The organism is Thiovibrio sp. Mzg5, assembly GCF_055379285.1.
Genome location: NZ_AP022872.1, coordinates 1,533,571 through 1,551,392, shown reverse-complemented (window position 1 = coordinate 1,551,392; position 17,822 = coordinate 1,533,571). Strand labels below are relative to the sequence as shown.

The window sequence follows — 17,822 nt, the reverse complement described above, 5'->3', positions numbered from 1 at the left end:
AAGGCAAAGCTGCAAAGAAGCACGGGTAACGATGCGGGTAAAAGATAAACGCCGTTGCCTGCAAGCTGTTCTGTTTTTATTCCGTACGGAACAATTGCATCCGGTCTAGGGCGGCCAGGCTTTCCCACAGGTCATCCTCGGTGTGGGGCTCCAGGGTGACGAGAGGCTGCAACCGCTGCTCCTTAAGATACCTGAACAGACCGGAAAAATCAAAGTCCCCCCGGCCCGGGGCAAGGTGCGCGTCCCGGTCGCCATGGTTGTCATGCAGGTGGAGCTGGCCGAGCCAGGGTGCCATGGTGGGCAGCCACGCCTGCCAGCTGTTTTTGGCGAAGGAGGCGACATGGCCAACGTCGAGGCAGAACCTGGCCAGGGGCGAGTTCAGGGCGGCGAGCATTTTTTCATGCTGTTCTGGTCCTGTTTCGTAGGTGTTTTCCAGCATCAGCGGTACTTGGTGTGCGGCGGCTTGTGTCAGTAGCGCCTGCCAGGTTGCCAGGGCTGCGTTGAACCAGGCGGATTGCTTGTAGCCGTGTTTGTTTTCTTCGTAGTTCAGGTGGCAGACCACAGCGGCCGGTCGGAATACCTCGATGAGGTCAAAGGCCTTGCCCAGCTTGGTGCGGGTGGCCGCCAGAATATGCTCATCCAAGGCCCCCGGAGCGAGATCGAAAAAAGGGGCGTGCAGGGTGCAGCCAAGCCCGGCCTCGGCCAGGGTCTCGGCAACCTCCCGGTATTCGGCAGCGGTGGCAGTGTAGAGCGTATCGCCTTCCAGGCCGATTTCCGGCTGAATCCGGTGGGTGAGAACAAGATCCAGCTCCTGCTGGAGCCGGCGAAACGGAAAATTGATAAAACAGCGCGAGGTGATGTGCTGGTACGTCATTTTTTCACCGGTCAGGCGTGCATCAATCATCCAGCTTTTTGGCCTCGTCGATGAGCATGATGGGGATGTCCTCACGGATCTCGTACAATAGTCGGCAGCTCTTGCAGACCAGACCGTCTTTTTTTTCGGTGAGCGTTACCTCCCCTTTGCATTTGGGGCAGGCAAGGATATCAAGCAGTTCTTGGCTGATCATGGCACGGCTCCGGCTGATGGTAATCGGCGGCAGATGGGGTTCGTTTAGCGGCAAACAACACAGGCGTCGGAATTATCTTAAAAACTTTCTATTTCTTGCAAAATGCGCTAGGATATCGGACCTTTTCAGGTGGCCGGATCATGTCGGTAAATTCTGAGTGAAGATAAAATGCCCCGCCGAGAAAAGCAAGCCTTTCCGTGGATGCGGCGATTGGCTATCTGTCCGGCGGGGTTTGTTTGGGAGAAGAGCGAAAATGAAAGGAATAATCCTGGCAGGTGGCTCTGGTACGCGGTTGTATCCGCTGACCCGTTCGGTGAGCAAGCAGCTGCTGCCGGTCTATGACAAGCCCATGATCTATTACCCCCTGTCCACCCTCATGCTGGCAGGGATTCGGGAGGTTCTGCTCATCACCACCCCGGAGGATCAGGGGCAATTCATGGAGTTGCTGGGCGATGGCAGTCAGTGGGGCATTACCTTGGAATACGCGGTGCAGCCCAGGCCCGAGGGTATTGCCCAGGCCTTTGTGATCGGGGAAAAATTCATCGGCAATGCGCCGGTCTGCCTTATCCTCGGGGATAACATTTTCTACGGACCCGGACTGGCTCAAACCATTCAGGACAAAGCGGCCGATCCCAAAGGCGGGATGGTCTTCGGCTACTACGTGCGGGATCCCGAGCGCTATGGGGTGATCTCCTTTGGCCCGGACCGCACCGTGCTGGATATCGAAGAAAAGCCGACCAAGCCGAAATCCCATTACGCCGTGACCGGTCTCTATTTTTATGACAGTCAGGTGGTCGAGATTGCCAGAAATCTTAAGCCTTCCGCCCGGGGGGAGCTTGAGATAACCGATGTCAACAAGGCCTATCTTGCCAAGGGACAGCTGCAGGTTGAACTCCTGGGGCGGGGCACGGCCTGGCTTGACACCGGTACCCATAATTCCCTGCTGGATGCGGCCAATTTCATCAAGGTCATGGAAGATCGGCAGGGGTTGAAGATTGCCTGTCTTGAGGAGATCGCCTTTCGGATGGGCTACATCGATGCCGCGCAGTTGGCGCGGCTGGCCGAGCCCCTGCGGAAAAACGGCTATGGTCAGTATCTGCTCCAGATTCTTGAGGAGGAGCAGGGCCGATGAGGTTTGTTCCCTCCGAGATTCCCGAGGTGTTGCTCATCGAGCCCCAGGTCTTTGGGGATTCCCGCGGGTTTTTCATGGAGACCTGGCATGCGGCAAAGTTTGCCGCAGCCGGCCTTGATTGCAGTTTTGTCCAGGACAACCACAGCAAATCGGTGCAGGGCACCCTGCGCGGGCTGCATTACCAGATCGAAAAGCCCCAGGGTAAGCTGGTGCGGGTGATTAGCGGCGAGGTGTTTGATGTGGCCGTAGATTTGCGAAAAAGTTCTCCCACCTTTGGCAGATGGATCGGGGATATCCTCTCTGCGGAAAACAAGAAGATGCTCTGGGTGCCGCCGGGTTTTGGCCATGGTTTTTACGTGCTAAGCCCCGAGGCCGAATTTGTTTATAAGTGCACGGAGCTGTATGCTCCGGAGCATGAGCGTTGCATCCGCTGGGATGATCCCGAACTGGGCATTTCCTGGCCGTTGTTGGCTCATGCGCCTTTGTTGTCGGCCAAGGATCTGGCCGGGGTCTCGCTGGCCGAGGCGGAGTTGTATCCATGAGGGTTTTGCTCGTCGGCAGCAACGGCCAGCTGGGCCGGGAACTGCAACGCTGCACGCCCGCCGACACGGAACTGTTGGCCTTGGGCTCGCAAGAGTTTGACCTGAGGGAAGCAGGAGTCGTGGCGGCCAGGGTGACTGCTTTCCAGCCCCAGGTGATTATCAATGCCGCCGCCTATACCGCGGTGGACCGGGCGGAAAGCGAGTCGGATGCCGCCTTTGCTGTCAATGGCAAAGGCGCGGGAAACCTTGCCGAGGCGGCCCGCACGGTGGGTGCTTACTGTCTTCATATGTCCACGGATTTTGTCTTTGACGGAGCGCAATCTCGCCCCTATCTGCCCACGGACCGGACAAACCCTTTGGGTGTCTACGGCGCCAGCAAGCTGGCCGGCGAGCAGCTGGCGCTTGCGGCCTACCCGGAGGGGGTGGCCATTGTCCGCACCGCTTGGCTCTATTCCGCTTTTGGTAATAATTTTGTCACCACCATGGTGCGGCTCATGGGTGAGAGAGAAAATATTGGGGTGGTGGCGGATCAGGTTGGCACCCCGACCTGGGGGGGCGGTCTGGCCGAGGCTCTCTGGCAGATGTGCCGGGTGCAGCCAAAGGGCATCTACCACTGGACCGATGCCGGGGTGGCCAGTTGGTATGATTTTGCCGTGGCCATCCAGGAAGAGGGGCTTGCTTGTGGGCTGCTTGCCCGGGAGATTCCCATCCAGCCCATCAATACCGTTGCTTATCCCACCCCGGCCAAGCGGCCAGCCTACAGTGTGCTGGACAAAACCGAGACCTGGGCGGTCCTGGGGATGACGTCGCCCCACTGGCGGGTTGCCCTGCGGCGGATGTTGCTTGAATACAAGGAGAACCGTGGTGCATAAGCTGCTGGTTACCGGCGGGGCCGGTTTTATCGGGGCCAATTTTGTTCATTACTGGCTGGCCCAATATCCGCAGGATCGGGTGGTGGTGCTCGATGCCCTGACCTATGCCGGGAATATGGCCAGTCTTGCCGGATGTCTGGAGCAGGACAATTTCCGCTTTGTCCACGGAGACATCGGGGATCAGGACCTGGTCGAAACCCTGTTGGCCGAAGAGGGGCTTGACACCGTGGTCAATTTTGCCGCCGAATCCCACGTGGACCGCTCCATTCACGGCCCGGACCCCTTTGTGACCACCAATGTGGTCGGCACCCACAGCCTGCTCAAGGCGGCGAAAAAGATTTGGCTGGACGGGGGTAGTAGGCGGCCGCACCGGTTCCACCACGTTTCCACCGATGAGGTCTACGGCTCGCTCACTCCGGAGGAGCCGCCTTTCACGGAGGCCTCTGCCTATGCCCCCAACTCGCCCTATTCGGCGAGCAAGGCGGCCTCCGACCATCTGGTGCGGGCGTATCACCACACTTATGGGCTTGAGGTTTCCACCAGCAATTGTTCGAACAACTATGGCCCCTACCAGTTTCCGGAAAAGCTGATCCCGCTGATCATCCTCAACATCCTGGAGGCAAAACCGCTGCCTATTTACGGCGACGGCCTGAACATCCGCGACTGGCTCCATGTGGAGGACCATTGCCGGGGCATCGATCTGGTTCTGCGCAAGGGCAGGGTCGGCGAGGTTTACAATATTGGGGGCAATAACGAATGGCGTAATATCGAAATCGTCCGGCTGGTCTGCAGTCTGGTGGATGAACGGCTTGCCGCTTCCGAGAGTCTGCGGCAGCGCTTTCCGCGCTCTCCCATCTGTCTGGGGCACCCGGCGGAGTTTCTCATATCCTTTGTCAAAGACCGCCCCGGCCATGATCGGCGTTATGCCATCAACGCCGCGAAAAGCCGGAGCGAGCTGGGCTATGAGCCCCTGGAATCCTTTGAAACCGGGATCAGAAAAACCATTGACTGGTATCTGGCTAACGAACCCTGGTGGCGGGCGGTGATGAACGGCAGCTATCGGGATTGGCTGGAAAAGCAGTATGCGCACTGAGAAATTGCCACTCTCCGTGGCCATCATCACCAAGAACGAGGAGGACCGTCTGCCCGAGTGTTTGGCCAGCGTTTCCTTTGCCGACGAGGTCGTGGTGGTGGATTCAGGGAGCACGGACAGGACCGTGGATATTGCCCGGGAGTTTGGCGCCGTGGTGTACGACGAGCCCTGGCAGGGGTTTGGCCGTCAGAAGCAGCTGGCTATTGACCGCTGCCGCCACGATTGGGTGCTGGTGCTCGATGCCGATGAGCGGGTTGGGGCGGAGACGCAGTGGGAGATCAGGGAGGTGTTGGCTGCGGGAACGTGTGTCGCCTACAGCTTTCCCCGCAAAAATTACTTTTGCGGCCGCTGGCTCAGGCATGCCGGCTGGTGGCCGGACCGGGTGGTTCGTCTGTTTCGCAAGGATTCCGCCAGGATGTCCGAACGTTCGGTACATGAATCCTTGGAGGTGCATGGCCCGGTGGGGGCTCTGCACCATCCTCTGATCCATTACGCCAACAAAGATCTGGAACAGACCCTGAGTAAGGTGAACCACTATTCTTCCGCCGGGGCCAACGAGCTGTTTGCCCAAGGAAAAACCGCTTCGGTCACCAAGGCGTATCTTCGGGCGGCCTGGGCTTTTTTTTACAACTATATTCTCCGGGGTGGTTTCCTCGACCGGGGCGAAGGCTTTATCATGGCTGTTTCCGATTTTATGAACGTATTTTTCAAGTATGCCAAGCTGCGCGAGCTGCAGAAGCAAAAAGAAAAAGATTCGCCGTCTTGATGCTGATTCCGTGAATATTCTCATCGTCAAGACCAGCGCCATCGGCGATGTCATCCATACCCTTCCTGCCCTCAATGCCCTGCGCCGCAAATATCCGGAGGCCCGGATCGATTGGCTTGTGGAAGAGGCGGCGGCCGATCTGGTTATCGGTCATAAGGCCCTTGATACCGTGCTGGTTTCCCGGCGCAAGGCCTGGATCCGGGACCTGAAACAGGGCAAGTTGCTGGCAGCCTACCGAGGGTTTGCCGACTTTGTCAAAAAGTTGCGGGGTACGGAGTACGATTTGCTCCTCGACTTTCAAGGGCTGCTGAAAAGCGGGATATTTGTCGGGCTGGCCCGGGCCAAAAGAAAGGTCGGTTTCGGCAAGGGGATGGAGCATGCCGAATGCAGCTACCTCTTTCTCAACGAGCCCATCCCGCCGGTGAACATGGACCAGCATGCGGCCATCCGGGAATTGCTGCTGCTCAAGGCCATCGGCATTGAGAGCGAGGAGGTTGTTTTTGATCTGCCGGTTACCGATGAACAGCGGGAAAAGGTGGGGCAACTGCTCGCGGCTGAAGGGATCGATCCGGCCCGGCCGTTGGTGGCCATCAACCCCATGACCACCTGGGAAACCAAGCACTGGCGCAATGATCGTTTTGCCCGGGTTGCCGACCAGCTGCTCGACAAGGGCATGGCCGTTGTTTTCAGCGGCGGCCCGCAGGACGTGCAGGGCATCGAAGAGATTCGCAGTGCCATGACCGGCAAGGCCGTGAGTCTGGCCGGCAGGACAACCCTCAAAGAGCTGGCCGCGCTCTATGAACGGGTGAACGTCCTCATTACCACCGACACCGGCCCTATGCATTTAGCAGCGGCGGCAGGCACCCCGGTGGTCGCCCTGTTCGGGCCGACTGCGCCCTGGCGGACCGGGCCTTTCGGTGAGGGCCACCGGATCCTGCGGGCGGAAGTTGCCTGCAGTCCTTGTCTGAAGAGGCAGTGCGACCGTGAGCATGCCTGCATGGCCCAGATCACCGTGGATCAGGTGGTGCAGGCAACGCAAGCAGTGCTCAAGGGCGGGAGCTGAGCGCATGGATATCTCCATCGTTATCGTGAACTGGAACACCAGGGAGTTGCTGCTGGATTGTCTGGCCTCACTGTATGCCACGGTCAAGGAGTTGCGCTTTGAGGTTTTTCTCGTTGATAACGCCTCCAGCGATGGCAGCGTTGAAGCGGTGCGGGCCCAGTATCCGCAGGTTAGAATCATCCAGAATGAGAAAAATCTCGGTTTTGCCGCCGCCAACAACAAAGCCCTGCGGGTTATGCAGGGCAAGTATGCGCTGCTGCTCAATACCGATACAGTGTTGACGGACGGGGCCATTGCAAAAATTTTTACATACCTGGAAAATCACGGCGAGGTTGGCATGGCCTGCGGCCAGTTGCTCAATGCGGACGGCTCCAAGCAGAATTCCATTGCCAATTTCCCGAGTTTATTGGGCCTTCTCTGTAATGAAACAGTGCTGCGCCTTCTGTGGCCGCGCAGATTCCCAAGTAAAAGGCAGGAATATAGGGCACCCATTGAGGTGGAATCCTGCATCGGTGCCTGCCTGATGGTGCGCAAGGCGGCCATGGAGGCGGTGGGGCTGCTGGATGAGCGCTACTTCTTTTTCCTGGAGGAAACGGATTGGGCGTTTGCCATGCTCAAGGCGGGCTGGAAATCCTGTTTTGTCCCTGATGCCCGCATCTACCATTTACAGGGCCAGAGTGCCGGGCATAATGTCAGAGCCCGCATCATGTTTTATCGGGCGCGGTATCAATATCTCCGCAAATGGTTCCCGCAACTCTGGCCGTTCCATGGCCTGTTGGTCGTGGTACGTCTGCTTCTCAATGTTTTGTTGAACGGAATCGGCCTGTTTATGACACTGGGGTTGCATGGGGGCATCCGGGGAAGATTGGCGCTGTACCTGCAGTTGCTTTTTTGGCATCTCCGGGGTTGCCCCTGATGCCTTTGGTAGATATGACATTGGTTACAGGTAAGACAACGATAGCAGGATCACCGCGCAATATCTTGCTGATCCAACTCGGTGATATTGGTGATGTTGTCCTGACTCTGCCCTGTATCAGGGCCTTGCGGGAGAACTATCCACAGGCCAGGATTGTGGTCGCTGTCTGGGGCAAGGCTGCCGAGCTGCTGGAGGATTGTCCTTGGCTTGATCAGGTTATCGCGGTTACGAAATCGTCCCAGTCGTTTTGGGAAGAGCTTCGTTTCCAGCTCGATTTTTTTCGCAATCTGCAAAGACTCCATTGTGATTTGGCCATTGACCTGCGAACCGGAACGCGCGGAGCCATAATGGCATTTTTGTCGGGGGCATCCCAAAGAATCGGTTTTTATGCCGATGATGGCAAATTATGGCGGAATCGGCTCTTTACCGGTCTTTTGAAACGTGAGTATACCCCTGACCTGCATGTTGTCGATTATCTCCTCTGTCTGCTCGAAGCATCTGGGATTACAACTGAACAGAGAACCCCCGAGTTGGCTGTTGCCGGGGAGAAGCAGGAAAAAATTCGGGTTCTTTTTGAAGAGGCAGCGCTTCCCGAAAATAAAAAGATTGTTGCGGTGCAGCCGTTTTCCCTTTGGCAGTATAAGGAATGGGGCAAGGAAAAGTACATCGCCCTGATCCAGTGGCTGGTGGCGGAATACGGAGTGGTTGTGATTGTCACCGGATCTGTCGTGGAAAAAGACAGGGCCGAGGAAATTGTCCGGGGCTGTGGCGCGGGATGCTATAATTTTGCCGGCAAGACCTCCATCGCCATGTATGCGGCTTTGTTGAAGAACTGTCAGTTTTTTATAGGGGTCGACAGCGCTGGGCTTCATATTGCCGCAGCGGTGGGAACCCCCACGATCGGGATATTTGGCCCGTCGTCTCCGGTGTCCTGGGCGCCGGTGGGCAGGCAACACCTTGTCGTTCAGAAAAAAATGTCGTGTGTTCCATGCCGAGAAAAGGGATGCAAAAATGGCGAAAAGAGTAGCTGCTTGGATGAATTGACCCTTGAAGAGGTTCGGGCACAGATTGAGACCCATCTGTGGAGTAACTCTGCGATAACGTTAAGTTGATGGGCGCCGGTCATTTGCTGGGATTGGTCATAAACTCAAGATCTGGGATGTGTTAGAAGGGGATAATGTGAATGGAGCTGAATGTGACAACGAAAGATAATCGCAGTACATTTTTTTCTTTCCTGGCTGCAAGTATTCCGGTAGTCCTCGGGATTTTTGTTTTTCTGATTCCTTTTCCACACACAACCACGCTCAAGGAGATTTGTTATTATTTGTCGGTGTCCTTGGTTGTTGGTTTATTTCTGTTCAGGAAGATGAAATTTTCTTTTCAGACCCCCCTGGCATTGTCAGGAATTCTTTTTGTGGCCTGGTGCTTTGTGGGCCTTTTTTATGCGTTGAACACAGGAAATAGTATTCATGATTTCTATACGCATTTGTTGAAATATATTCTTTTGTATTTCATTCTGGTTAATGTTTTTGACTCAACGAAAAAATTATTTGTTCTCTCCTGGATAATAATCTGTTCAGCCTCAAGTCTTTTTCTTTGGCGGTTGTACTATGACTATGTGGTGATTGGAACCCCCCTTACCCAGAGATTTGGTGCATGTTTCACCGAGGTGACAACCAATTTGATAGGAATCATCGCCGTAATTTCAATTATCTTCAGTATCCTCAATATTTCCCAGGCCAAAGGGTGGCCTTGGAAGATATTTTTCTCTGGCTGCGCTCTGTCGGCTTTTACTGTAATTTTGCTGACCCAAACCAGGGGTGCATTCCTGGCTTTGTTTGTTTCGTTGGTAATTCTTCTTTCCGCGCGGAAGATGATTTTGGTCGGACTCGTATTGTTGCTTGGCGGAATCCTGCTTGTAAGTCCTGCCGGAGGGAGATTTACAAATAATATGACCGATAACGTAAGAATTAAACAGGCACTGCTTGTTTGGGAAGTGGTGAAGGACCACCCCATAACCGGGATAGGGTTTGGCATGCAAACCTTTGGTGGCAATCTGGATTTACAAAGCTACAATGCCAAGTTGTCGGAAAAATTCCAGACGCAAGAAATTTTATTAAATCCCCACAATATGTACACCGATATTGCAGTGCGGACAGGCATTCCCGGTATTCTCTTATTTTTTGGGGTCATGTTTTCGTTTTTTCGCATGCTGTGGCTACTCAAGCAAAATGGCGAAAACGATTCGATAAGGTCGTGGGCCGCCGCTGTTTTCGCCGCAGGGCTGCCATTCTTCGTAATTGGATTTTTTGACCCTGTTTTCAGTCATTATCCCGAGTCGGTTCTGTGCGTGATTTTTGCCATGGGAACAATATTGTGGCGAGTCAACGAAGACAGCAAAGCATCCATGGCGGCATAGGGTTGTGATGGGACAGGCTGGATTGAAGAAAAAGATAGCGGTTGTCATCCCGAAATATGGTCTGGTTGGCGGAGGAGAGCAATTTGCCTTGCAATTGACGGAAAAAATTGCCCAAAATCCCCGCTATGATATCCACGTTTTTGCCAACAAATGGAAGGCTGTTTCAGGCAATATCTCTTTTCATTTTGTTCCCATGCTCCGATTTCCACGATTCCTGACTACGGTAAGTTTTGCTTATTTTGCCAATGCCGCCATTGCCCGCCAGGATTTCGATCTCATCCACACCCATGACCGGATATTTCACGCAGATATCTTTACCATGCATGGGGTACCGCACCGTTTTTGGGTCCGGGAGGTTCGAAAAAAAAGGATGAGCCTTTTTGATCGTGTAACCGCATGGGTGGAGCAGCGGTTGATCGCCGATCATCGATGCAAGTTTCTGTTGCCGGTTTCCAGTCTGGCCTTGGAGAAATTCAGCCGTGAATTTACCGTTGCACCAAGCCGGGTGAAGGTGATCCATCCCGGGATCGAGTTTGCGCGATTTAACCTGCCGGATCGGGCGGAAAAACGAAAGCAGATACGAAAAAATTTTGGGGTAGGTGCCGATGATTTCCTGGTGTTGTTTGTGGGCATGAACTTTGAGCTCAAGGGCTTACAGGCCGTGATTTCCGCGCTCGCCAAGGCAAAGATTAAGCTGCCGGGTAAGGGCATGAAATTACTTGTTGTGGGCAAGGGCAATCAGGGCAAATATCTAAAGATCGCGGCTGACCTCGGTGTTAGCGGGGATATTGTTTTTGCCGGAGTGCAGACCAAAGGCATTGAGGAAATATATGCGGCCTCGGATGTGTGTGCGTTGCTGTCCGGGTTTGACACCTTTGGCATGACCGTTCTGGAGGCCATGGCTGCCTCGCTCCCCGTCATCATCAGCACACAAGTAGGAGCCAGAGATATAGTAACTAATGGCGAGCATGGTTTTATCGTTGCCAAGGATGATACAGAAACGGTGAGTGTCCACCTGGTGTCGTTGTGCGATGAGCAACGGAGGGCGAGGATGGGCAGGGCTGCCATGCAGCGGGCGGCACAGTATTCCTGGGATGAGGTTGCAGGAAAGGTTATCACGATTTACGAGAAGATACTGTCCGCAGGCCTCTGAGGCAATAATCCCACAAAGTTCCTGAAGTTTCCGGCACCAGGTGGATTTTGGTGCGTTTTCCCCTACCGTACCCTTGCCGACCCAACCTTTCAAGGTGCGAGGTGATCATTGGGAAGAGATTGTACCGGTTCAACACGGCGTCTCGGGCTTCCTGGATTTATTGCTGGGACTGCTCGTAGCGCTTGTGTGCGAGACAGTCTTCGATGATGGAGATCGCCTTTTCCGGATGCTGGAGATCGATCCTGGTGAGGGCATTTTTGGGAAAATATTTTTCGATGTTGGGGCAACCGGCGTAGATGGGATAGCAGCCGGCCAGAAATGGATCGGAGATCTTTTCCGTCCAATAATCGTCGACCGCGCAATTTTCAATGGCGATGTGATATTTGTACGGGGCAAGGGCGTCCCATTTGTCCTCTATCTCTCTTATTCCCCGACCGAAGACGTCAATCCTGTCGCCAAAGTGATTTTGTAGGGTGTTGACAAAGGCAAGGCGAAGCCGATGCCCGTCGCTGAAGGCTTTGGTGGAAGAGATAACAGACAGTTCATTTGTCTTATCGTAATGGGTAATTGCCGACAACTCGTCGTAATCCTTTGACCAAGACAGATTCATATGGTTTTTTTGTCGTCTGCCGACGTGCCAAGGTAGCCCTGGTTGGTCGATGATTGTCTGGGGATGCTTGAGGTCAGTCCGGCAGGTGATAACAATGGCGAATTGCTTGAGGAATTCCGGACGGTATTGTTTCAGGGTAGGCGGTTCGGCTGTGATGAGTATTGTATTTTCACGCGGACAATAGGCAGATTCGCCTTTCGGAAGTCCCTCGAAAACCACCCAATAGTCGCATTCTTTTTTATTCTGGTCAAAAAGGAAGGTGTAATCGCCCCAAACTCCTTGCTGGAGCGGAGTTTGTCGTGCTATTGGCCAGTCAGGGCATGTAAGTTTTACTGTGATCATGGTTTTGTAATCCAAAATGTTATGTTTCTAGTCATTTTTTCCCAGGCTGTCCCCGTCAAATTCGTAGTGCCAGGGTTTACGCCTTCTGCCGTTGTGCTGGGGGAGAGGGTGCGCACTGCATTTTTTATCGGGTCCGTCGGATGTGTGTTTTCAGAGAGTGGTTCAGATACGGTTCCATGCTTCAGGAAGAAGATCTTTCGTATTAAACGAGGGAGAATTGAACCAGCGTTTCGGCGCGTAGACACTCGTATTCGGATGCTGACCTAGCCAAGCTCCCCACCAGGAAAAACTGCTGTTAGCAATGATATGGTGCCTGCACTGACTCATCAGGCGCAAATCTTCGTAATTTTTTTCAGGGCCGTTATGGGCGACGAAGGTAGCTGGGTGTGTGATTTTTAAATTTTTCTCCGCCCACTCAGGATCATCACTGAAGATGAAAAAACAAGGGTGATGAACTTGTTGGCTAAGGCGCTCAATGCACTGTGCATAATAGTCAAGATTGCATGTTCCATGGATCGTATTGGTCTTCGCATCTGTCACATAATCCCCGCGGCGAACATGTAAGCTCACTGATTCACAGGAGGTTATTTGTTGTGCTAACTGCCTGTTCTTGTCTGCCTGGGGCAATTTTACCGTAAATTCATTCCTGATAATATCCGCTATGTTGAGAAAATATTTTTCACTCTGCCAATATCCGTCCAAATATACGGAATCAGGCAAAGTGAGTATTTCCGGGTCGAAGTGATATTGCTTTTCGCGGATATGGGTTGTTTTTACTCTGCTTGGGCACCGCAGAAGTTTTTTAATTTTTTTCTTGAAAGAGCCTGATTCTGGCTCTTTCAAGAGTTGTATCTCTTCCGGAGTTGCAAGGAGTTCTTTTATATTAAAAACGGATAAACCATAGTCGTGCAGACTGTAATCTTGGAAGTCCGATATATCCAGTTTCAAAACAGTATGATGTGTTGCCGCAAGTTGCCTACCTGCCGCATACTGAAACATCTGGTTCCCAAGTCCACCCATTATTCTGACGAGGATCATTTTGAAAGAGCAACCATTGGTTTGAGTTTTTTTGCTACAGTTCTGCAGAATCTGTCCAGGAGACGAGGCCCGGCACGATAGAAATCCCTTTCAGCCCGACAGAGATCTGCATAGTGTTTTTTCTCTGGAGCGGCAAGAGGACTGGGAGAGTCAGGCGGACCTTGCAGGGCAGCGGAATAGATGTCTGCTCTGAGTTGGTACTTTGTTTTGCGGTCCATTTTTTTCGCATAGTAAGTGGGAGCAGTTTCTCGATAGATCAACAAAGGATTCGCCAACATCCAGGTTTCGCCCAGGGCTCCAAGGCGAAGCCATAATTCGTAATCCTCCCCTACCGGGGGAGTAAGGCTTTCATTGAATGGTCCCGCCTGGATGAGACTTTCCCGTCTGGCTAGAACCGAGGAGATAATGAACACATTCTCCTGCACAAGCTTCTCATAGGGGATCAGGCCAAAGGAGATTTTCTGATGGTATGCGGGAGCGTCGTCTTTGGCGCCGATTCCATCCCAACGGAAGGCGTTGGTGCCGAGGAGAACGCACGCCTTGTTGCGCACAAGAAATTCCACTTGTCTTTCCAGCTTTTCAGGAAGCCAGAGGTCATCATCATCGAGAAAGGCGACAAACTGGGCAGAGCCTTGGCGAATTGCGCGATTTCTGGGGGCAGCAGGGTAGCCGATGTGCCTGCCCGGTAAATAAATAAAACGTTTGTCTGTCAAAAAAGGCCTGACAGCATCTCTGATTTCAAGGCTGTCTCCATCTTCCGCAATCCAACAGAGCCAGTCTTCATAGGTCTGGGATTGGACACTTTTCAGTGCTTCAGACAGGAGAGAGGCTCGATTATAGGTGGGGAGGATAATATCGACGGTCATTGTTCAACAAACTGCATGGTGTACAGCATGTGGTACACGCCATTTTTTGCCAGCAACGCATCGTGGGTGCCTTCTTCCGCGATTAGGCCATCCTTGATGACAATGATTCGGTCCGCATTTTTAATGGTGGAGAGTCGATGCGCTATTATGAAGGTGGTTCTTCCTTTCATAAGATTTTCTAAGGCGTTTTGTACCTCGCGTTCAGATTCTGTATCAAGGGCTGAGGTCGCTTCATCCAAGATGAGGATGGGAGCATCCTTTGCCAGCGCCCTGGCGATGGAGATGCGTTGCTGCTGGCCCCCGGAAAGTCTTGCGCCGGACTCGCCGATTATCGTGTCAAATCCATCGGGCAGCTCGTTGATGAAATCGAGGGCATGTGCCGCTCTGGCAACGGCAACCAGTTCTTCTTCGGATTTTTCCAGATCTCCGTAAGCGATATTGTTGCGTATCGTGTCGTTAAAAAGAATGGTCTGCTGGGTGACTATGGCAATTTGGTTACGCAGGGATTTCATGGTCACATTGCGAAGGTCATGGCCATCAATGGAAATTTCTCCTTTGGTAACATCAAGGAAGCGGGGGATGAGATTGGCAAGGGTTGTCTTGCCTCCGCCACTTGTGCCAACCAGGGCAATGACCTCGCCAGGGGTTACGGTAAGGTTTATCCCTTTGAGTATTTCGGTGGTGCCGTCGTAGCTGAAATGGACATCTTTGAAAATAATTTCTTTTCGGATCGGCGGCAGGTCAATGGCTCCTGTTTTATCGGCGATGTCCGGTTTGATGTCGAGTATGTTGAACACGCGGCTGGCTGCGGCAAGACCATGCTGGATGGGATTGTTGACTTTGCTTATATTTTTGATCGGCTCATAGACCATGATCAGCGCCGTGAGAAACGAAAAAAAGGTGCCCGGCGTCGAGTGCCCGTTGAGAACTTGGTTGCCGCCATACCACATGATCAGGGCGATACCGATTCCGCCCAACAGTTCCATCAGCGGGTGATTGATGCTTTTTAACTGCACGTCTTTCATGGCGATGCGGAAGAGTTTCCCCGCCCTTTCTGAAAATCGTTTGTACTCATATGTTTCCATGCCGAAGGCTTTAACGATCCGGTTGCCCTGGATGGTTTCCTGGAGAATGTTGGCGATGGCGGCGGTGGTGCGTTGGCTGCTGAAGCTGAGTTCGCGGAATTTTTTACCGAATCGATAAATCGGCAGGCTGGCAAGAGGAAGAAAAACAAGGGACATCAGGGCAAGTTTCCAGTCCTGGTAAAAAAGAACGGTCAGCAACCCAAGAGCTTGGAAAAGATCCTTCAGGGTTCCGACAAGGGCTGAAGACACAGCGCCCTGCATGAGTGTAACATCCGAAATAATCCTTGAGATAAGCTCTCCGGTCGGGGTTTTGGAGAAGAAGGAGAGGGGAAGATTTTGGATATGGTCATATATTTTTTTGCGCAGATCAAGGATGACGCCCTGGCCAACTCGTTCCATGAAGTATGAATAGCAATAATAGAAAACCCCCTTGACCAGAAAGAGCAGCATAAGGGCAAGCGGCAGCAGGTTGAGCATTAAACGGTCTTTTTTGAAAAAGATTTCGTCGAGAAGAGGCTTGACCATGTAGGCCTGCAACGCGCTTAAGCTGGCAACGGCGACCATGCTGATCATGGCCAGGATAAGCCGGTTCCGATACGGTTTGATGATCGGGATGATCCGAAAAATAATAGATTTATCAGGCATAGGTGTGTCGTTCTATTGTTACTATTATGTTCAGTTTTTGTGGGGGTAATGCTTTTCCCAGAGAAAGGCGGTGGTGCAAATAGTCTCCAGGTCCTGGTAGGTCGGTTTCCATGGCAAGAGCTTCGTGATTTTTTCGGTGTTGGCGACCAGGGCGGGAGGATCTCCGTCCCTGCGTCCTGCGGAAACAATTTCGAAATCAATCTTGCTTACCCGGCGCACGGTTTCAAGAACTTCTCTGACGCTGAAGCCGTATCCGTATCCACAGTTCAGCGTCTCGGAGAAGCCCCCCTCAAGGAGATACGCCAGGGCAAGGAGGTGGGCGGTGGCCAAATCCTCGACGTGGATATAATCGCGGACGCAGGTGCCGTCCTGGGTTGGGTAATCGGTTCCGTAGATGGCGACTTTTTCTCTTTTCCCGCAGGCAGCCTGACAGGCCACATGGATGAGATGCGTTGCTTCAGGGGTGGCTTCTCCCAACGCCCCATCCAGACTTGCTCCGGCGACATTAAAATAGCGTAGAGCGACATAACGGAAGGCGTCTTGAGGAGAGGATGCAGCCGAGCTGTTCGCCGCATCCTCCAGCATCCATTCGGTCATCAATTTTGATCGGCCATAAGGATTTATGGGCGAGACGCGGGTTGTTTCCCGAATTTGGGCATCCTCAGGCACGCCATATACCGCGGCGGATGAGGAAAAGACGAAATGTTTTACCCCTGTCCGCAGGCAGGCGGCGATAAGGCTTCTTGAGCCGCTGGTGTTGTTGCCATAATATTTCAAGGGGTCGGCCACTGATTCTGAAACAACTATATGCCCGGCAAAATGGATGACGGCATCAATTTTGTGTTCGAGCATCACCCTAGACATTAGCTCGAAATCCCCGGCATCGCCTTCCACCAGATGTGCCTGCGCGGGGACAGCCCAACGGTTTCCAGAGTAAAAATTGTCGACGATAACCACATTGCAGCCGGCATTGACAAGTTGTCGGCTCGTATGGGAACCGATATAACCGGCTCCTCCGGTGACGAGGACATTCCGGCAGGTTAAGAGATTCAGGGTGTTCATGGAGATTTTTTCACTGGGGGGAGGCGGCCTTCCTGCTCGTTGTCTCAGGGAAGATATTGGCTTATCGGCCATCTCCTGGGCATTGTGGGGAGGAGTAGAACAGTATTAAAAATAATCGCAATTACTATATGATCCTCTGCGGTTTGTCAAACAAATGTTGGTAAATGTCGGCAGGCTGGGAGATCAAAGAGTTTTTATCAGCTCTGTGCTCAAATATCTCTCCCCCGTGTCGCAAAGCGGAAAGACGATCTGTTTGCCCCGGTTTTCCGGGCGAGAAGCGATATGCATGGCGGCCCAGGCGTTGGCGCCCGAGGAGATCCCGCAGAGAATCCCTTCTTCTTTGGCAATCCTGCGGGCGGTTTCCATGGCCTGCTCGTTGGTCACCGTGATGATTTCATCGATGATCTCCCGGTTGAGAATCTTAGGGACAAAGCCTGCGCCGATGCCCTGAATTTTGTGGGGGCCTGGTTTTCCTCCGGATAAAACCGGAGAGTCGGCTGGTTCCACCGCCACCACGTACAGCGATGGTTTTTTCTCCTTGATCATCTCGCCAACCCCGGTGATGGTGCCGCCGGTGCCCACTCCGGCCACAAAAATATCGATGGTGCCGTCCGTGTCCTCCCATATTTCTCGGGCCGTGGTCCGGCGATGAATCTCCGGATTTGCCGGGTTGGTGAACTGATTGGGCATGAAGCTGTTCGGGGTTTTGGCGAGAAGCTCTTCCGCTCTGGCTATAGAGCCTTTCATTCCTTCGCTGCCCGGGGTAAGCACCAGTTCGGCGCCCAGGTGTTTGAGGAGGGTTCGTCGTTCCAAGCTCATGGTTTCCGGCATGGTTAGGACCAGCCGGTATTTTCTGGCCGCGCAGACAAAAGCCAGGGCGATACCGGTATTACCGCTGGTGGGTTCGATGATGGTGGTTGTCTGCTTAAGAAGTCCCTGCTCCTCGGCGGCATTGATCATGGCCAGGCCGATACGGTCCTTGACGCTTCCCAGCGGATTTTGGAATTCCAGCTTGGCAAGTAGCTGAGCCTCTAGCCCCGTCCCGAGCCGAGATAGTCTGAGTATGGGAGTGTTGCCTATGATTGCGGTGATGTCAGGGGAAATGCGTGGCATGGTGGAGTTCTCCTGCGATGAATGGGCAAAGAGCGTTT

Annotated in this window: 18 protein-coding genes; 10 read left to right on the top strand and 8 right to left on the bottom strand. The window is 53.3% G+C overall.

The genetic code is table 11. From position 1 onward, the window contains the following. Positions 1 to 76: 76 nt before the first annotated feature. Both ACZ46D_RS06990 and ACZ46D_RS06985 read right to left on the bottom strand, forming a co-directional pair. A complete protein-coding gene (locus tag ACZ46D_RS06990) occupies positions 77 to 904 on the bottom strand; it encodes a sugar phosphate isomerase/epimerase family protein (protein ID WP_464926737.1) in 828 nt (275 codons plus the stop codon). Beyond that, positions 897 to 1,067: a Trm112 family protein gene (locus ACZ46D_RS06985; RefSeq protein ID WP_464926736.1), complete on the bottom strand. Its 171-nt coding sequence runs from the start codon at positions 1,065 to 1,067 to the stop codon at positions 897 to 899. Before ACZ46D_RS06985 ends, ACZ46D_RS06990 begins: the two co-directional genes overlap by 8 nt. A 253-nt stretch (positions 1,068 to 1,320) precedes the next feature. On the opposite strand from ACZ46D_RS06985, the gene rfbA reads away from it, so the two are divergent. The 10 genes from rfbA to ACZ46D_RS06935 all read left to right on the top strand — a co-directional run bounded on the left by rfbA (position 1,321) and on the right by ACZ46D_RS06935 (position 11,023). Continuing rightward, entirely contained in the window at positions 1,321 to 2,199 is an 879-nt protein-coding gene (rfbA, locus tag ACZ46D_RS06980) for a glucose-1-phosphate thymidylyltransferase RfbA (RefSeq protein WP_464926735.1), read from the top strand. Next, complete coding sequence (gene rfbC / locus ACZ46D_RS06975; RefSeq protein WP_464926734.1) at positions 2,196 to 2,741, top strand: dTDP-4-dehydrorhamnose 3,5-epimerase; 546 nt, start codon at positions 2,196 to 2,198, stop codon at positions 2,739 to 2,741. The genes rfbA and rfbC overlap by 4 nt, the downstream gene beginning before the upstream one ends. Then, on the top strand, positions 2,738 to 3,613 hold the full coding sequence (gene rfbD / locus ACZ46D_RS06970; RefSeq protein WP_464926733.1) for a dTDP-4-dehydrorhamnose reductase: 876 nt from the start codon (positions 2,738 to 2,740) through the stop codon (positions 3,611 to 3,613). Before rfbC ends, rfbD begins: the two co-directional genes overlap by 4 nt. Continuing rightward, on the top strand, positions 3,606 to 4,706 hold the full coding sequence (rfbB, locus tag ACZ46D_RS06965; protein WP_464929264.1) for a dTDP-glucose 4,6-dehydratase: 1,101 nt from the start codon (positions 3,606 to 3,608) through the stop codon (positions 4,704 to 4,706). Before rfbD ends, rfbB begins: the two co-directional genes overlap by 8 nt. After that, positions 4,696 to 5,472 carry a glycosyltransferase family 2 protein gene (locus ACZ46D_RS06960; RefSeq protein WP_464926732.1) on the top strand — a complete coding sequence of 259 codons (777 nt, stop codon included), beginning with the start codon at positions 4,696 to 4,698 and terminating at the stop codon, positions 5,470 to 5,472. Before rfbB ends, ACZ46D_RS06960 begins: the two co-directional genes overlap by 11 nt. 10 nt (positions 5,473 to 5,482) lie before the next feature. Further along, on the top strand, positions 5,483 to 6,535 hold the full coding sequence (gene waaC / locus ACZ46D_RS06955; RefSeq protein WP_464926731.1) for a lipopolysaccharide heptosyltransferase I: 1,053 nt from the start codon (positions 5,483 to 5,485) through the stop codon (positions 6,533 to 6,535). Between the two features lie 4 nt (positions 6,536 to 6,539). Next, positions 6,540 to 7,451 (top strand): glycosyltransferase family 2 protein, encoded by a 912-nt coding sequence (locus ACZ46D_RS06950; RefSeq protein ID WP_464926730.1) that lies wholly within the window; start codon positions 6,540 to 6,542, stop codon positions 7,449 to 7,451. Continuing rightward, positions 7,451 to 8,563 carry a glycosyltransferase family 9 protein gene (locus ACZ46D_RS06945; RefSeq protein WP_464929263.1) on the top strand — a complete coding sequence of 371 codons (1,113 nt, stop codon included), beginning with the start codon at positions 7,451 to 7,453 and terminating at the stop codon, positions 8,561 to 8,563. The genes ACZ46D_RS06950 and ACZ46D_RS06945 overlap by 1 nt, the downstream gene beginning before the upstream one ends. A gap of 71 nt (positions 8,564 to 8,634) precedes the next feature. Then, positions 8,635 to 9,870 (top strand): O-antigen ligase family protein, encoded by a 1,236-nt coding sequence (locus tag ACZ46D_RS06940; RefSeq protein WP_464926729.1) that lies wholly within the window; start codon positions 8,635 to 8,637, stop codon positions 9,868 to 9,870. Between the two features lie 22 nt (positions 9,871 to 9,892). Further along, positions 9,893 to 11,023 (top strand): glycosyltransferase family 4 protein, encoded by a 1,131-nt coding sequence (locus ACZ46D_RS06935; RefSeq protein ID WP_464926728.1) that lies wholly within the window; start codon positions 9,893 to 9,895, stop codon positions 11,021 to 11,023. Between the two features lie 157 nt (positions 11,024 to 11,180). Here ACZ46D_RS06935 and ACZ46D_RS06930 read toward each other — a convergent pair whose 3' ends face one another. From ACZ46D_RS06930 to cysK, 6 genes are all read right to left on the bottom strand, one after another. Next, positions 11,181 to 11,975, bottom strand: a complete 795-nt coding sequence (locus ACZ46D_RS06930; RefSeq protein WP_464926727.1) for a glycosyltransferase family 10 domain-containing protein — start codon at positions 11,973 to 11,975, stop codon at positions 11,181 to 11,183. Positions 11,976 to 12,137: 162 nt separating this feature from the next. Then, positions 12,138 to 12,974: an alpha-1,2-fucosyltransferase gene (locus ACZ46D_RS06925; RefSeq protein ID WP_464926726.1), complete on the bottom strand. Its 837-nt coding sequence runs from the start codon at positions 12,972 to 12,974 to the stop codon at positions 12,138 to 12,140. A 35-nt stretch (positions 12,975 to 13,009) separates the two neighbouring features. Continuing rightward, entirely contained in the window at positions 13,010 to 13,879 is an 870-nt protein-coding gene (locus ACZ46D_RS06920; RefSeq protein ID WP_464926725.1) for a glycosyltransferase family 2 protein, read from the bottom strand. Then, positions 13,876 to 15,609, bottom strand: coding sequence for a lipid A export permease/ATP-binding protein MsbA (gene msbA / locus ACZ46D_RS06915; RefSeq protein WP_464926724.1), 1,734 nt, complete (start codon positions 15,607 to 15,609; stop codon positions 13,876 to 13,878). Before msbA ends, ACZ46D_RS06920 begins: the two co-directional genes overlap by 4 nt. 30 nt (positions 15,610 to 15,639) lie before the next feature. Beyond that, a complete protein-coding gene (gene galE / locus ACZ46D_RS06910; RefSeq protein WP_464926723.1) occupies positions 15,640 to 16,671 on the bottom strand; it encodes a UDP-glucose 4-epimerase GalE in 1,032 nt (343 codons plus the stop codon). A 183-nt stretch (positions 16,672 to 16,854) separates the two neighbouring features. Next, on the bottom strand, positions 16,855 to 17,784 hold the full coding sequence (gene cysK, locus ACZ46D_RS06905; protein ID WP_464926722.1) for a cysteine synthase A: 930 nt from the start codon (positions 17,782 to 17,784) through the stop codon (positions 16,855 to 16,857). Positions 17,785 to 17,822: the final 38 nt, after the last annotated feature.